General features: G+C 38.6%; 18 protein-coding genes. 15 read left to right on the top strand and 3 right to left on the bottom strand.

All coding sequences use genetic code 11. The annotated features are described in order from the left end of the window. The first annotated feature begins 5 nt into the window (after positions 1 to 5). The 6 genes from EHS13_RS16895 to EHS13_RS16920 all read left to right on the top strand — a co-directional run bounded on the left by EHS13_RS16895 (position 6) and on the right by EHS13_RS16920 (position 4,895). Positions 6 to 197 carry a hypothetical protein gene (locus tag EHS13_RS16895; protein WP_155701465.1) on the top strand — a complete coding sequence of 64 codons (192 nt, stop codon included), beginning with the start codon at positions 6 to 8 and terminating at the stop codon, positions 195 to 197. Between the two features lie 149 nt (positions 198 to 346). Next, a complete protein-coding gene (locus tag EHS13_RS16900) occupies positions 347 to 601 on the top strand; it encodes a hypothetical protein (RefSeq protein ID WP_155701466.1) in 255 nt (84 codons plus the stop codon). A 126-nt stretch (positions 602 to 727) separates the two neighbouring features. After that, on the top strand, positions 728 to 1,057 hold the full coding sequence (locus tag EHS13_RS16905; protein ID WP_155701467.1) for a hypothetical protein: 330 nt from the start codon (positions 728 to 730) through the stop codon (positions 1,055 to 1,057). Positions 1,058 to 1,236: 179 nt separating this feature from the next. Then, on the top strand, positions 1,237 to 1,692 hold the full coding sequence (locus EHS13_RS16910; protein WP_155701468.1) for a hypothetical protein: 456 nt from the start codon (positions 1,237 to 1,239) through the stop codon (positions 1,690 to 1,692). A gap of 777 nt (positions 1,693 to 2,469) precedes the next feature. Beyond that, on the top strand, positions 2,470 to 4,263 hold the full coding sequence (ltrA, locus tag EHS13_RS16915) for a group II intron reverse transcriptase/maturase (RefSeq protein WP_193571463.1): 1,794 nt from the start codon (positions 2,470 to 2,472) through the stop codon (positions 4,261 to 4,263). Positions 4,264 to 4,481: 218 nt separating this feature from the next. Continuing rightward, positions 4,482 to 4,895 carry a hypothetical protein gene (locus EHS13_RS16920; RefSeq protein WP_227013962.1) on the top strand — a complete coding sequence of 138 codons (414 nt, stop codon included), beginning with the start codon at positions 4,482 to 4,484 and terminating at the stop codon, positions 4,893 to 4,895. A gap of 197 nt (positions 4,896 to 5,092) precedes the next feature. On the opposite strand, the gene EHS13_RS16925 is transcribed toward EHS13_RS16920, so the two are convergent. The 3 genes from EHS13_RS16925 to EHS13_RS16935 all read right to left on the bottom strand — a co-directional run bounded on the left by EHS13_RS16925 (position 5,093) and on the right by EHS13_RS16935 (position 7,047). Then, positions 5,093 to 5,647 carry a dihydrofolate reductase family protein gene (locus tag EHS13_RS16925; protein ID WP_155701469.1) on the bottom strand — a complete coding sequence of 185 codons (555 nt, stop codon included), beginning with the start codon at positions 5,645 to 5,647 and terminating at the stop codon, positions 5,093 to 5,095. Between the two features lie 144 nt (positions 5,648 to 5,791). Beyond that, on the bottom strand, positions 5,792 to 6,724 hold the full coding sequence (locus tag EHS13_RS16930) for an IS3 family transposase (RefSeq protein WP_155700897.1): 933 nt from the start codon (positions 6,722 to 6,724) through the stop codon (positions 5,792 to 5,794). Beyond that, positions 6,721 to 7,047, bottom strand: a complete 327-nt coding sequence (locus EHS13_RS16935) for a transposase (protein ID WP_155700896.1) — start codon at positions 7,045 to 7,047, stop codon at positions 6,721 to 6,723. Before EHS13_RS16935 ends, EHS13_RS16930 begins: the two co-directional genes overlap by 4 nt. A gap of 909 nt (positions 7,048 to 7,956) precedes the next feature. On the opposite strand from EHS13_RS16935, the gene EHS13_RS16940 reads away from it, so the two are divergent. From EHS13_RS16940 to EHS13_RS16985, 9 genes are all read left to right on the top strand, one after another. Beyond that, positions 7,957 to 8,568 (top strand): hypothetical protein, encoded by a 612-nt coding sequence (locus tag EHS13_RS16940; protein WP_155701470.1) that lies wholly within the window; start codon positions 7,957 to 7,959, stop codon positions 8,566 to 8,568. Between the two features lie 235 nt (positions 8,569 to 8,803). Continuing rightward, positions 8,804 to 9,514 carry a hypothetical protein gene (locus EHS13_RS16945; RefSeq protein WP_155701471.1) on the top strand — a complete coding sequence of 237 codons (711 nt, stop codon included), beginning with the start codon at positions 8,804 to 8,806 and terminating at the stop codon, positions 9,512 to 9,514. Positions 9,515 to 9,753: 239 nt separating this feature from the next. Next, on the top strand, positions 9,754 to 11,238 hold the full coding sequence (locus EHS13_RS16950) for an IS1182 family transposase (protein ID WP_227013963.1): 1,485 nt from the start codon (positions 9,754 to 9,756) through the stop codon (positions 11,236 to 11,238). A gap of 281 nt (positions 11,239 to 11,519) precedes the next feature. After that, positions 11,520 to 11,726, top strand: a complete 207-nt coding sequence (locus EHS13_RS16955) for a hypothetical protein (RefSeq protein WP_155701472.1) — start codon at positions 11,520 to 11,522, stop codon at positions 11,724 to 11,726. Between the two features lie 47 nt (positions 11,727 to 11,773). Then, entirely contained in the window at positions 11,774 to 12,454 is a 681-nt protein-coding gene (locus tag EHS13_RS16960; RefSeq protein ID WP_227013964.1) for an ankyrin repeat domain-containing protein, read from the top strand. A 431-nt stretch (positions 12,455 to 12,885) separates the two neighbouring features. Next, positions 12,886 to 13,338: a hypothetical protein gene (locus EHS13_RS16970; protein ID WP_155701475.1), complete on the top strand. Its 453-nt coding sequence runs from the start codon at positions 12,886 to 12,888 to the stop codon at positions 13,336 to 13,338. Next, complete coding sequence (locus tag EHS13_RS16975; RefSeq protein WP_155701476.1) at positions 13,325 to 13,882, top strand: nucleoside-triphosphatase; 558 nt, start codon at positions 13,325 to 13,327, stop codon at positions 13,880 to 13,882. The genes EHS13_RS16970 and EHS13_RS16975 overlap by 14 nt, the downstream gene beginning before the upstream one ends. A gap of 203 nt (positions 13,883 to 14,085) precedes the next feature. Continuing rightward, positions 14,086 to 15,102: an NAD-dependent epimerase/dehydratase family protein gene (locus EHS13_RS16980; RefSeq protein WP_155701477.1), complete on the top strand. Its 1,017-nt coding sequence runs from the start codon at positions 14,086 to 14,088 to the stop codon at positions 15,100 to 15,102. Further along, the gene (locus EHS13_RS16985) at positions 15,102 to 16,169 is read left to right on the top strand and encodes a dihydrodipicolinate synthase family protein (RefSeq protein WP_155701478.1); all 1,068 of its coding nucleotides are present in this window, start codon (positions 15,102 to 15,104) and stop codon (positions 16,167 to 16,169) included. Before EHS13_RS16980 ends, EHS13_RS16985 begins: the two co-directional genes overlap by 1 nt. Positions 16,170 to 16,175: the final 6 nt, after the last annotated feature.

Here is a 16,175-nt window from a genome sequence, read left to right on the forward strand (position 1 = left end):
ATTATTTGGCAGAAAGAATTGAATTACTAGAATTTGAACTGCTCGCAGATGCAATTTATGCTTTAGGCTCTACTTTTAATTTAAAGTATGTTCCAATTTTTATCAGATATGAAAATCATGAACATCTTAATGTACGAAATGTAGCAAAAGAAGCATTGTTGGAGTTATCAAAATCTAATCGTGACACAAAAGAATAATAAAGTTTCTTATGTTATGTTAAAGCCCATATATAGTAAATGATGATTGAACTAACTGGTAACGTTTGTCTAATAAGCGGTGCTTTGGAAGCCATTTTTGGTTTTCTCTGAACGGGCAGGTTTGAAATTACTATGGAAGTGGTGTTTTTTTGGAGCATTTATATATATCCATTGGGTTCTTACTTGTTGGTGCAATACTTTATAAAATAACGGATTATCCAAGCATTATTTATTTGGGATTTTCATTTTGGTGGGCAGGATGGGCTTGGTTGGTATCATGGATTATTATATTACTATTCGATGTCGATTTTTCTAAGTTATTAGGTTTGAGTGTTCTTACAGCATTGATGGCTATTTTTTATGGAGTTAAAGCAATCTTAAAGCACTTAAAAAATAATAATTAAGCACTTTGTAGATTCAGTCTTACACTGTCTTCACGCATCGGTGCACTCGCCCCTTGGTCGATCAATCATTACGCTTATGGAAATGATAGTTGAATATGAACACAAAGGACTTATAGGAGAATAGAAATGACAATAAACAAGAAGAGTTCTCGAAAAATTGTAATAAGTGATGAACATTTTGTTTGGACTGTTTCTCCTGGAAGTGGATATATCATCATGATAGCAGAGCTTGAATCCTATAATGGGAGACGGCTTGAAGTGTATATCGAATCAGATATAGATAGCCTCTGGGTGAACTTTCCTAATACGGAACATTTGAACTTAAAAATTTTAAGACCTAAAGATTTAGAGTTTTTTATCAAGCAGTCACTTGAACAAGATTGGAACCCTAAAGAAAAGGGAGCACCCTTAGTTTTTAAATTCGACGGTAAACAACTCACGAAAAGGCTGAACTAACGGAAACTATAACGTAGGAGATTGCTATGCAGCAGCTCCTCTTTTCTATTGCAGTAACGGGCAGTTAGCTCGATAACTCATTGCGGAAACCGAAATAGATTCCTGTAACAAACTTGAAACTCAAACGTCTAATTGGTTGATTAATGAATGGATTCATGAATTGAGGAGAGTTTATAAGAATGAAAAAGTATATTGCAATTTTTTTTGTTATTATATTGTTACTATGGGGATTTTTATTGAAAATGAGTAGAGATGAAAATGAGTTTACTCCTTTGGTTAACCGATTTTACAGTGATTTTATCAATAAAGATTATCAAACAATGTACACCTATTTTGACAACATTAAGTCAATTCCAGATTATGAAAAATTACCTTCGGAAACAAAGATGGGGATTATTGCCCAAAGCCTGCTAAACGATCGCCATTGGTATGGAAGTATCCAAGAATACAAGCAATTGGAATCGCGATGGAGAGGATTTGGAGTTAGAAAAGTAACCATTAAATTGTTAGTTAATGCGGAAAATAATAAGGTTAAACAATATGAGGATAACCTTATCCTTGTGAAAAAGAACGGAAATTGGAAAATTAAAGAATATCGTTCGGGTTCACCTTGGCAAACTAAGGTTATGCCATAAGCTAACCGCTAACGGATAACGATAGCGGAGGAGTTTGCTATGCGGCAGCTCCTTTTTTCTATTGAAGTAACGGGCAGCGTTCGACAAGTTCTGCTATAAGCGCACCATCGCGTGAAAAGCAGGAGATTAAATCAAATAATCTTAACTTTACAACCGAGGATGGGAATGACGGAACCATGTATCCTGAAACCATCCCGCCAATACTCCTGCATGCGTCATGGCTAACAGGTCATGGGGTTTGAAGATCAGGTAGATTCGGCAGAACGAAGGCTAGAGCCAATTCAAGGTATGCTAACGGATATGCCGCGCGGCTGAAAAACTGGATATGGTGAGTATGGTTCCGTGTAAGGAACTGACGAACAACCGAATGTACAGGTCTAAAGTTACAGCATAAGGAAACTTATGTACCATCCTACGATGGGGTGAGCGGCGTAAAGTAAAAATCTGCCCTCTGAAATACGCTATGCCTAACGATGGCGGCATCAAACTCACAGGCCTACAGGAAGCACCTAAGTTCAGAAGAGAAAGCTAAGTTGTAAGGTACTTGGAAAACAAGGGACGTCGCAACAAGGGCTGTTACCCAAGACGGTTGCAATAAGGTGAGAACCGAAATGCATTTATCCTTGTGAGGGTAGGGGCACGACTGATGAATCTCCTGTAATGGAAGTGGAGGAACAGCCCCAAGTCTAATAGTAAAGAACGATCATTTTCCAAACGTGAATTGCACCGGTCGGGTAAGAACGTGGGAACATCACCTCAAAAGGAGAGGATGCCACAGTGCAAGCTTTGCGAAATTGGGAGTACTACGGCATGACGGAATCTTTTACGGATTTATATGAGAGAGCCTGCAAGCGCGAATCCTTTTCAGACCTTTACGATTTGATTACATCTAGAGAAAATATTCGGCTTGCGTATCGAACAATGAAATCCAATAAAGGATCAAAGACGCCAGGAACAGATGGGAAAACCATCACAGACATTGAAAAGGTGTCCGAAGATGAACTAGTAAAAGAAATTCAAAACAATCTAAAGTGTTATCGCCCTAAGAAAGTCAGACGGAAACTCATAGAAAAAGACAATGGCAAATGGCGACCGCTCGGAATTCCTTGTATACTGGATCGAATCATTCAGCAATGCTTTAAGCAAGTCTTAGAAGCCATAGCAGAAGCTCATTTCTACAAACATAGTTATGGTTTCAGACCCCTACGGTCAACACACCATGCAATGGCAAGAGTGCAATTTCTCGTGAATCGAGCACAGATGCATTATGTGGTAGATATTGACATTTTAGGTTTCTTCGACAATGTGAATCACACTCTACTGATGAAACAATTATGGAACATGGGGATTCAGGATAGAAAAGTGTTATCATGCATCTCCAAGATGCTGAAAGCTGAAATCGATGGAGAAGGAATACCTACCCGGGGCGTGCCGCAAGGGGGTCTGTTGTCGACATTACTTTCAAATATCGTTCTCAACGACTTGGATCATTGGGTGGCTGGTCAATGGGAGTTCTTCCCTCTGACTCAACCTCATAAAACAAGAAGCAGTGAATTGTATTGGAAAAACCGTACTTCCCTTAAAGAAGGATACATGGTGCGTTACGCAGATGACTTCAAAGTCATCTGCAGAGACTACAAGACCGCCTACAAGTGGTACCATGCTGTCGTGTCTTATCTAAAACACCGTCTAAAACTGGACGTTTCGCCTGAAAAATCGCAAGTTGTAAATCTGCGAAAGCGAGAATCTGAATTTCTAGGTTTCACGATCCGAGCGAATAAAAAGGGAAAAATTAGAGTCGCGCATACAGGTATTAAAGCCAATAAAATACAGAAGCTCAAGATGGAAGCTAAAAAACGCCTTCAAAAACTGAGAACTTCTCCAACGGCTCAAAATGCAATACTCTTCAATAGCTTTGTTTTGGGAATCCATAACTACTTTAATCGGGCAACTCATGTTAGTGTTGCGTTCTCACGTCTTGCCTATGACTTGCGAACCTTCATGTATAATTGTCTTAATCAAATCGGGAAATATGAACATCCTGCTAACCCACCGCCTTCCTACGGCAAATTCTATAGTTTGGGTTACAGAACGTTCAAAGTAGCTAATGTCTATTTATATCCGCTTGCCAATGTGAAAACAAAGAACACCATGGGTTTCAGTCAAGATCTTTCACTTTATACAACGGCAGGAAGGGAAGAAATACACAAAAAGCTTCGTCCGGATATACGTCAAGAAATTCTTTCTTTGATGGAATCTAGCATCCCGAACCAAAGTGTGGAATACATGGATAACCGGATAAGCAGGTACAGCATGAAGAGGGGGAAATGCGAAATTACAGGGATGTATCTCTTCGCATCGGACGTCTACTGCCACCACTTCATCCCATTATATCTCGGTGGAAGCGACAAATTCAATAACATACGCATCCTCCACAGAGAGGTATATGAACTTATCCACCTCACACACAAAGAGACGATTGAAGCACTCATAAATAGACTAGGCATCACAGACTTGATGAAAATTAAAGTCAACCAATATCGTAAGATATACGGACAAGAACCAGTCTAATAATCCCAGATCTATGAGTAACGAGGAACTTATGATCTAGTACATTCTGTTAGAGGGAGCGCCGGATGCCGGGAAACTGGCACGTCCGGTGTGGAGCAGGGGAAAAGCTGGAGATCACATCAAAGGCTTACCTATTGCTGACATTACCGTAACATTCGTACTATGTTTAGCGTCTTAATTTATAGGATATTTGCTATTCCAACGAAGGAGGGAAATGCGTGAGAATAGTTATGATTATTTTTTTATTAATGTGTGTCATAACAGCTGGGTGCACAAAGGATGAAATATTAATTACGTCAGAACAGATTAAAGCTTCATTTGAGACGTATGATATTCAATTGTCAGAGCCAAAAGGATTAAATCCAGGAAATGTATTTTTAATGGACTTGAATAATGGCACACCTGAAACTTATACAATTAATGAAAATCAGTTAATCAGCATTTATGTCTATTCCTCAAACAAAGAGGTTAAAAAAGGATTAAAGGATTTTGAAGATAAGACAGCAACGGCAAGTGTGGTAATTCACAGCAAATACGAAATAGCGAATGCATTACTTTTCTATGTTAAGGAAGACGCATTTAAAGATGAACGCGTGGAAGAAATTGTGAAGGGATTACTTGTGACGAAGTGACAAGGTTTTACAACAGTTTCATTACGAACGGATACGATAGTTGAACACCGAAAGGGCTGCCAAGTGGTGCCAAGTGGTAGCCTTTCATTACGCTAACTGGCAGTATAGTCACAAGTTTAGGGTAAATAAAAGCCCAGGCAAACGAGAAGCCTGGGCTTTCTAAAGGATACAAATGGACTAGTTCAACTTTAACGGCATTACTTTTGAACAGTAAACCATATGTCAGTACGCTGGCCCGTTTCAACGAGTCTAGTCTTCTTGAGTATTATCTGCATGCCTTCAAGGTGCTCGAAAAGCCGCTGCCCCTCACCTAGCAAGATAGGCATAATGCCAATTTCCAATACATCCACGAGACCGGCCTTTAACAAATGCAGGCCAACGTTCGGGCCGCCCACTACCGTGACGTCTTTTTCTCCAGCGGCTTGTTTGGCTTGCTGAATAGCAGCTTCGACAGTATCAACGAATGTAAAACTTATAAGGCCATTTTCTTTTGGTTTTCTCTCTGGCGCTTGCCCAGTGATGACAAAAATTGGTACCTGAAACTCATAGGCATCGGCGTAGGAATCAGGATCACTGGCCATTTCAAAGGTTCTGCGCCCCATAACTACCGCTCCGGTTGTGCGGATCGACTCTTGCATCAGGTCGGTTTGGTCAAGCTCCTTCAGATCAGGATAGAGCAAGGTGACACTGCCATTCACGTCATTAATGAATCCATCAAGTGACATTGTCATACCAAAGATTACTTTTGTCATAATGACCTCCAATTTATTCAGATATCTCTTACTATAATAACATGGCAACCGGCTGAACACCCTTATGCTGGACGCTACACCTCTTAACGAAATGATCTCATAGAATTGCTAGATATTGCTCTTGTTTGCTCCATTTTTCACGGTTTACACCTTAATATGTTTAGGCTGTACGAGATTTTTCTTCAATGCTTCGATATATTCATAGGGTGATAGGTCATAAATACTCCCATGGATCCGTTGTTGATTGTAATCTTTTATGAATTGAGAAACGATCTCATAGACCTGTGGATACGTTTCAAATTCATGGCGTTGGTAGCATTCCGCTTCCAAAATAGAATGAAATGATTCAATGTGAGCATTTTTATTTGGTGTTCTAGGCGGAATCCGCTCATGAATCATTTGAAAGTTCTCGCATGCATCTTCAAACAGTTGGCTGATGAATTGTGGACCATTATCGGAGCGTATAAAAGGTTTCTCTTCCTGTGGTTTCCCGAATAATTGACGCTTCATAAGGGCCTCCTGAGTGATCTGAACCAGATGTTTAGCCTCACAGGTTAAGCCAAGATGATACGAAATAATGGCACGATCAAACACGTCTATAATGCTCATTATGAAGAAGAAACGGTACTCGCCAGCAATCCATCCGTACTTAATATCGGTCTCCCACAATTGATTGGAGCCGGTGATTAAACGGTTGTTAGCAAGTCTTCTTGGATGCTTATTCTTTAACTTACGCTGTGGACGTAGGACGTTCATAGACTTACATAGCCTATAGACTTTCTTCTTGTTAATCACAAGTTTGTGGCGTCTTCTAAGAAGCACAGTGAGCTTGCGGTAGCCGTAGGCTGCTCCCTCACCCGCTATGAATTCCATCAGCCATTCTGTGATCTCTTCATCACTTACGGGCTTGCCATCTGCTGTATAAGATAAACCAGGTGCGGGGCGACCGACCCTGTGGATAGGTTTTAATTCCGCTTTATTCACATGTGCATAATACGTCGAGCGTTCGACTTCCACCACACGGAGCACTAAGGTAATACAATGCCCTTGGACAATATATTTGTGGGCAATCTCTATTTTATCCGCAAGTTTGGGTTCGTTTTTTTTAGTAGGTCTTTGAGAATTTCTCTTTCCAGAGCTTGTTCCGCTAGTAGCTTCTTCAGCTTTTCATTCTCATGCTCTAACTGTTTATAATCATCAGGGGTAGGTATAAACTGGGCTTGTCTTTTGCTAGCACCATCTAACTTATCCACATCCTTACGATTTAATTCTTTTGCCCATCGCATGACCATCTTGGGATCCAGTTCGTGCTGCCTGGCTACTGCTGTAAAGTTCCCAATCTCTTTCCCTTTTCGAATGATATCCATCTTAAAATTAAGATCATACTGTACTCGCTTCATAACGTTCCCCTCCGTCTAATATAATTATATTTGATTAAGGGGTGTACTGTCCAAGTCTCCTAGGGGGCTAAATAGGTACTTATATCCAGATGGATAGCTTTAGTTTAACAAAAGATAAGATGATGCAACTAGCTAAATCAATGGACTGAGAGTACATCTCACTTTTTCCTTATGTGATTCGATTTGTGTTAGGTAACGGGTACGATAATGGAGGGGCTAGCTTTACTGCGGCTCCTTTTTTATTTGTTAAACTCTCTGGCAGGATAGTTCCAATATGTAGTATGTTAATATAAGGGATTTGAATAAGGGGGGACAATGTTGAGGGGAATAAAGCATCCAGTTAAGAGTCCATCAAGGATTAGAACCATTATAGGCATGATTGTTATTATATTGAGCCAATTTATTCTTGTATTGAGATCATGGGATCAGAGAGGTGTATTCTACGCTTCGTTAACAGCGGTTCTTCTATGTTTAGCTGTACTGTTACTCGCATTGTACAGAACATTTTTCAAGAAACCAACCGAGTTATGCCTATCCAGTGAGCGAATCATATTAAATGGGAATATAATTAATTCGAGGGATATTAAAGTGATTATGATCGGGGGGTACTTTAAACCTGTTATCGGGATATTACCTTACAGGAAGAAAATCGTCCCAGTGGATATGACATTTAGGTATTCAAAGGATGAAGATAGAGGTATTTCGGATTTAAAGAGTTGGGCAAAAATGAACAATGTAAAGATGGTCAATAAATCGTTTCAAACGTTGATATAAATGTATTCCTAGCACTATTCGGTACGGTCATTATCTTATTCAGAAGATGGGCTTAACTAGGATGACATACTTGTTTGTTACGAACGGGTACGTTAGAGTAATAAATTACCATAACAGGTTAAGCAAGAGGAGGCGGTGAAAGTAGTTATGCCAGCGACAATTAAATCATCATTTCTTGGAAAATTACTTGCATATGCATTATGCTTTCTTATCATCATTTCACTTGGAATAAATGCATATCAATACAAAATGCTTATTTCCGAAAGAAAAAACGATATAAATATGTCTGAAGATTTCATGAGCAATCATGCAGCAACCTTTTCAAATGTCTTTTATAATCCCGAAAATATTGCTATTATGGAATACATTAATAATCCAGATAAGCTAAGTGTAATAATTGAAGGAGTTCAACTTGCCGAATCTTATTATATGGCAGCTTCGAAATTCCAAGCAATTGCACTGAGCGGTAAAAGCATTATGCAATCAGGGGTATTACTCAATGATTACCTAAATGAGCTTCGTTCATATCGAACCTATCTTGAAAGTAATTCCAAAGAACCTTACGGAAATATTAAACAAGTTGCGATTGTTATCAAAGACCTCCAAACGATTTCAAATTGGTTAATGGAAAAATATAAAAATAAAGAGTTAAAAGTATATACGGACGAAAATTTTTATAAGGAGGTTTACCCGAAACTTGAAAGTGATGTGAAAAGTTATCGGTTTACATTTAGTAGCGAGGATTGAATTACTAAATATTTGAACAGCAATTCAAAATTAATTCGTTACAAACGAGTATGAGAGCTTAATAATTGACTATAACAGGTTACCGCTGTTTTAATCTCGGTAGCCTGTTTCGCAAATAGGCAGTAGAGTGTGGTTCTAGTCTCACTCGTTAGGTAGTTTTTCTGAGAGAAGGTAAATAGGAAAACATATAGAAACTAAATATGGTAACGTCAATTTACTGAAGGGGAGTGTAAAAGTGGAAATGAAGCTGTTAAATAATGATTGGAATGATTTCAATAATGACATCTCTTGGTTTATTAACCCAATTGATAAAATCACCTTATCTGAGACGTACCACGGGATAGAATTCTTTAAATTTTCTGAATCTTTCATAAGTATCTACCCAGTTTTAAGCGAATTGTTACTGAAAGCACGAGTAACTAACATTCAGGTTAACAATAAGTCCTATCAGTTATTAGGCTGGTCTGACTTTGAAGGAAATTCATTCGGCTGGTTAGCAAAACCACCTACTTTTGAAATTAACAAACCATTATGCAATGAACATAAAATACTTCTATCAAATTTCGGAGGAATTACGGAAAGATGGAACGAGACTGAAATAAGCTGGCTTTTGAATTTAAACTCAGCACTAACTCTTGAAGATGCAGAAGAGGGGTTTCAAGGATGGCAAGATTACATCGCAGATATGTGCAATGGTGAGGGTTTTGAAAGTTATATCACTCCAAACGATTACATAGCGTTCGCCTTCGAGGCGAATGGTAATATTACTTTATACCATAAAGACAACTCATCAATAATTATGCTTGCTCATGATCATTGTTTTGAGCATATAATACCTCTAGAAGGCTATCCCGAATATACCATTTACAGAATTAATGAATGCCCAAACTTTGTTTCTTGGGTAGAACAAATTGCTATACAAGAAATACACAGATTAATTGGATAACTCAAAAACGAAAGCATATAGAATAGATGGATATGAATTTTCAACTAACGGCTTACGATAATTGAATAAATTCACGTCATGTTTCGCAGAAGTCTATTCTATACGTTACCCATATACACCCCCCAACGAGAGCACTGCAAAACGAATACAATATTTGTAAAATGGAACCCAGTACTTTATAGGTGCTGGGTTTTCTGCATTTTGGTATAATAAAAGAAAAAAAGAAAGAGTGAGAAAGCATGCTACACTCTGCCAAACAATTAACCGCCTCATTTCATGCGGAATTATATAAACTCATACCCGAAAGCCATTTGCTTCGTAAGATTCATGAAGTTGTGGATTTTTCGTTTGTCCATGAACTTGTGCGATTCTCCTATTGCGAATATTATGGAAGACCCGCAAATGAACCTGAATTGTTGTTTCGTCTATTGTTTCTGCAGATTCTCTATGGATTATCTGACGAAAGAATGATACAAGATGCACAAGTGAATCTAGCTTACAAATGGTTCGTGGGCTTGAACCCCGAGGAAGCCCTTCCAGATGCCTCGCAGCTTTCTCGGTTTCGCAATCATCGTTTAGGCGCAAGTCAAATCGACGAATTGTTGAAGGTAATAGTAAAACAATGTATTGAAAAAGGATTGATTAAATCCAAGGCGTTAATCTTGGATTCTACGCATTCTCTAGCAGCGAGTCAAAAGCAAAGAGCCTTAGATGTTTTGCGAGATGCGGCGAAGCGACTCTTACGAACCGTCGTTAAAAAACATCCCAAGCTTGAAAAAAAATTACCTAGACAACCCGAGCTTAAAAAAGATCAAGCTGATGCTGAAAAGGTGATGCTACATTATTTGGCTCAACTTGGTGAATCGGTCGAAATGTTACTTCCTGATCATGAGGGTGCTATTTCAGAGAAACTGCAGATCGCGAAGCAAATTGTTGAAGATGAGCGTCTACTTGCAAACAAAGGGATTATGTCCGCCATTGACCCAGAAGCGCGATTCGGATGGAAGAGCAACACAAAATCTTTTTTTGGTTACAAGAACCATATTGCAATGACTGAAGAGGAAATTATTACAGCCGTTGAAGTGACGGGTGGCAGTAGTGATGATGGAAAGCAATTACCGAATTTGCTCAAACAATCTTTAGAATTGGGCTTGGAAGTGAAAGAAATCCTCGGAGATACCGCTTATTCTGGAAAAGATAATTTAGCTAAATTGAAAGCACACGAAATCCAAGCCATTATTCCTCTAAACCCAATCGTACATAATGGAGGTTTGAAGCAAGAAGGGTTTGAGTATAACAAAGATGCGGACTTCGTTCTTTGTCCGGCTGGAGAACACAGTATTCGAAAAGCGCTTCAGGGAAGTAAAACGTCTGGAAACAGCCGGTCGTTGGTATTCTACTTTAATGTAGAAAAGTGCAAGACATGCCCACTCCGAGAAGGGTGTTACAAACCTGAATCCAAGAGTAAGACGTATTCGATTCGAATCATTGTCGAGCAATTTAAGGATCACATGGCATTCGAGAAGAGTGAGTCATTTAATAAACGAATGAAACGGCGACCAATTATTGAACACAAAAATGCCGAATTAAAAAGACATCATGGGCTGGCCAAGGCGAAATACCGTGGTCTCTTTCGCATGCGAATGCAAACACTCCTCACTATATTTGTAGTAAACGTCAAGCGAATGATAAAGCTAATGGACAAAATGCAGCCAACCTCTTGAAGAGGATAGCTGCATTTTTTGGATAGAATCTCAGTTTTCTTGTATAAATTTAATTCCATACTTCTAAAAAAGCTAAATACGTGCTTTTTGCAGTGCTCTCCCAACGGGGTTATTTTTTTTTGCCCGAAATTCCCAATGTTACCGCGATCATAATTTAATGAAGCGGTGCGGTAATATTTGTGGAAAACTGGTAACATTAAGATATAATTGGGATATTAATTCCCTAATTATGGTAGTATGAATTGTAGTCATTTAGGCTCTAAAATAAGGAGGTGTGCAAAATGTTTAGAATAGGTTTATCTATTATGTATTTATGTTGGATTGTAATTCTTTACATTGAAGTAAACAAACTTTATGAATTATCACATTCCGTTCATACCATCGATGATACTATTTATAGTTTATCACTAATTGTTGTGACATTAGTTGTAGGAGCAGTTGGTATACTAATTGCTTCGGGATATGACAAAACCAAGAAAATGCATTGATTTATATCTACTAAATAAAATGGAAAGATGTGAATATATTGAATTTTGTGGATCCACAAATTGAGGATGCTATAAGAAAAAGAGACATAAATGTAGTTAGATCATTAATTACTGAAGGGCGAGTGGATATAAATACAAAGCTCGTTGGTAACACTTACCTTAGTATGGCATGGACTGATTTTCAAGATTATGATTTTGAAATCGTTAAACTGTTGTTAGATCATGGTGCTGATTTAAATGACTCGAAATACCCTTCAATTACCGATGCCGCTTACCGGGGAAAGATTGAGGAGATTCAATATGTCCTTGATCGTGGAGCCAATATTAATGCTGTTAACCATCTAGGTAATTCGGCTCTCTCTATAAGTAATATTGAAGTAATCAAATTTTTATTAGGATCTGGGATAGATGTAGAAATTCACGGTGGGAAACCTTTACGAGGAGCTGCTTGGGATGGAAAAGAGGAAATTTTACAGCTTCTGTTTAAAGAAGGAGCAGATATAAATTACCACGGTTACGATCAAGTTCATTCTGACTGCCCAACCCCTTTGCAAGTCGCTGCCCAACGTGGTCATGTGCATATTGTGCATTTTTTATTGGAACTTGGAGCAGACCCTACAATTAAGGATAAATACGGTAACCGGCCATACACAGTAGCAAAACGATATAAACATCAAGAAATTATGGATCTGATAAAAACGTACGAACCGAGAGAACTACATGATTAGATATAAAAAAAGCGGGATTACCAACAGTAATACAGAAGGATCTGGGTGAATCACGAAAAAGAGTCCAACTCAAGGATTCCCGACATGTAAAATTTATTGAGTTTTGTGCAATTCAAGATGTAACAGAACTGGAGTTTGAAGGAGTTAAACTCCTTAATCTTCTAATAGAAATTGATGCATATGATTTTTTAGGTATGCTTGTTTGGATTCCATCAAAAAAATTACTTGGCAGCTACGATATAGAACATGCAACTCTAACGATCCTTCTGGATGCAACATGGAAAAAATTTCTTAAACATCCCGCAATTTATATTGATGGAGTACTTGATGGTGAATATGACATAGAGGTTGAAGATTAACTTTGATAAAAAATAGATAAACATAAAGTGTATATTTTGATCGTACGTCTCAAACATAAGAAGGAAAATTATATGAAGTATAAATTTTGGTATTTTGTCTGTTTAGCCTGTATTTTGATTGGATTTGTTTCGATATTTACTTATGCTACATTTAAGGGGATCACATCAGCAAAAACAGCTAACCAATTGATTCAGCCACAAGAAGTTAATTCAGCAGAAGTGAAGTTGATTACAAAAGAAAATTTAAACAATTGGAATATAACTTTAATGCCAGATAGAGATTTCAATGCAGTTTTTACAGGGGCTGGGAAGGTTACAACATTAACACTTCATATGGATGGATTCCAGGTTAGTGGAGCAGGGACCGGAACACCATCCCCATCAATTCATGTTAAAGGTAGTGGCAAATTGCCTAATCAAAATGAAACGGTTGTAATAGAATTAGAATGGATTGAAGATGGACGTCAAATTAATGGTAAAGCTACATATCTAATAAACGTTCATTCAGCTAATGGAAGAAGTTGATGATTTGGTTACATGTTATTTGTTAATTGGGAAACCTCGCGTGGGTAAATCAACAGCAATAAAACTAATTATTAATCGAATTGGTCCTGAATATTTTGGTGGTTTTTACACAGAAGAAGTACGCAACTCGACGAATCGCATTGGATTTAATTGTGTAACTCTTAGTGGTGAGAGTCAACGTATTGCGAGTGTTGATAGTGAAAGCTTGGTAAGAGTAGGGCGATATGGAGTTGAAATAGATACTTTTGAGAATATTGCTTTAAAGGCAGTGAGGCTATCGTTAGATACGAAGAAGATTACAGTTATCGATGAAATTGGCTTCATGCAAATGTTATCCGTTCCCTTTCAAGAAATGATCCATGAAGCTGTTTCGAGCTCTCAACATATCATTCTAGGGACAATTTGCGTAGATAGACACCCTGAAATTGACAAGATAAAACAATTAACTGGCATAAAACTATATGCGATGAATGAAGAAAATCGTGACATGACAACAGAAGTAATAGCAGATGAGATTCTAAAGTTATGTCATGAGTTAATTTAATCTACATTTTAGTTTGTTGAAGTAAAGGAAATGCATATGGAAGCTGAGCGCAAAAACTCAATTGGATCTTATGGAGATCGGATTGAGTTTTTTTGCTTATTGTTGATGACATTTAAAGACAACATATAGTCTTGTCTTATTATAAGAGGAGGACATAGAATGAAGGTATAAGTTGAATTTCAGTTAAGAGAGGAAAGTAAATAATGAAAACAATTGAGCAATTAGAGCTTGAGCTAGCGAAGCCTTCAGAGGCGTTAATTAAGGATTTAACCCAGATTGAAGGGGATATTATGCTTTTGGGTATTGGAGGTAAAATGGGTCCAAGCTTAGCAAGATTAGCAAAAAACGCCTTAAAGGAAGCAGGCATTAATAAAAAAATTTATGGAGCTTCACGTTTCTCTGATAAAGCGCTGCGGAATGAATTGGATAACGATGGTGTTGAAACGATCGCTGTCGATTTGCTTGATGATGCACAGCTGCAAAAATTGCCAGATGTGAGAAACGTGATCTATATGGCTGGAAATAAATTCGGGACAACAGGAAATGAGCATTTTACTTGGGCCATGAATGCTTATTTACCGGGGCGAGTGGCAGAGAAGTATAAGGATTCGCGCATTGTTGTTTTCTCAACGGGAAATGTGTATCCATTGACACCCGTTTTCAATGGCGGGGCTACTGAACAAACACCAACTGGGCCTGTCGGGGAATACGGACAATCCTGTTTAGGACGTGAACGAATTTTTGAGCATTTTGCCCACAAATATAAAATTCCAATGACTATATTTCGCTTAAATTATGCCGTAGATTTGCGTTATGGCGTGCTGCTTGAAATTGCTAAATCGGTTAAAGCAGGTAAAGCGGTTCAATTGGGTACTGGGCATGTGAATGTTATTTGGCAGGGGGATGCTAATGAGTGGGCAATCCGCTCCTTGAATGTTTGCCAGACACCTCCAACGGTATTGAATGTATCGGGTCCAGAAACCATCTCATTGCGCTGGGTTGCCGCATTATTCGCTAAACGATTTGGGCTAGAGCCTCAATATGAGGGAGTAGAATCGGCTACGGCTTTATTAAGCAATTGTTCGAAAGCTCATCAGCTTTTTGGTTATCCACGCGTATCCTTGCTGCAAATGATTGATTGGATAGCAGAGTGGGTAGCGGATGGCGGGGAAATGTGGAACAAACCTACTCATTTTGAGGAAAGAGAAGGTAAATACTAATGACAAACCTCAAAAGATTAAGTTCGGAATTAAATCGGGCACTGCACGAAGGATTAGTTATCCCAGCTCATCCACTTGCGCTGGATTCAGATCGTCAGCTTGATGCAGGTCGCCAGCGAGCGTTGACACGTTATTATATCGCTTCAGGAGCTGGAGGTATTGCCGTTGGCGTCCATACGACACAATTCTCTATTCGGGATAAAGCTATCGACTTATATGAAACTGTCTTACGATTAGCTGCTGAAGAGGTTCAAAAAGCGAAGCTAGATCGACCCTTTATTCAAGTAGCCGGGATTTGCGGCCCAACTGAACAAGCCGTTGCAGAGGCGATTTTAGCAGCTAAGCTAGGTTATGATGTTGGCTTAGTAAGCATGGGAGGACTACAGGATTTAACGGAAGCCCAGTTAATTAAGCGCGTTGAACAAATTGCAGAGCATATCCCGGTATTTGGTTTCTATCTCCAACCATCCGTGGGTGGAAGGATACTCAGCTTTGATTTTTGGAAGGCTTTTGCCGATATTCCAGGTGTTGTTGCGATTAAGATGGCGCCGTTCAATCGCTATCAAACCATTGATGTTGTACGTGCTGTATGCTACTCTAAACGGTGTGATGAAATTGCTTTATATACAGGAAATGATGATAATATTGTTAATGATTTGTTGACTACTTATCGGTTCAATATTGAAGGTAAATCAATAGAGAAAACGATTGTTGGTGGCTTGCTTGGACATTGGGCGGTATGGACTCAAAAAGCAGTTGAATTGCTGGAACAAATTAAATTAGTCCGCAACAACCAAGAAATCAGCAAAGATTGGTTAATGAAGAATATTGCTATTACAGACAGCAATGCAGCATTTTTCGATCCTTCGCATCACTATGAGGGATGTATTCCAGGGATTCATGAGGTATTGCGTCGACAAGGTTTATTAGCCGGACTTTGGTGCTTAGATCGAGAGGAAATACTTTCACCCGGTCAATTAGAAGAAATTGATCGAGTTTATGCAAGTTATCCGAGCTTAAACGATGATGCTTTTGTAAAGCTTCATTTGAATGAGTGGTTAAAATAGTAATTG

The sequence above is a fragment of the Paenibacillus psychroresistens genome (genome assembly GCF_009728935.1).
Lineage (GTDB): Bacteria > Bacillota > Bacilli > Paenibacillales > NBRC-103111 > Paenibacillus_AC > Paenibacillus_AC psychroresistens.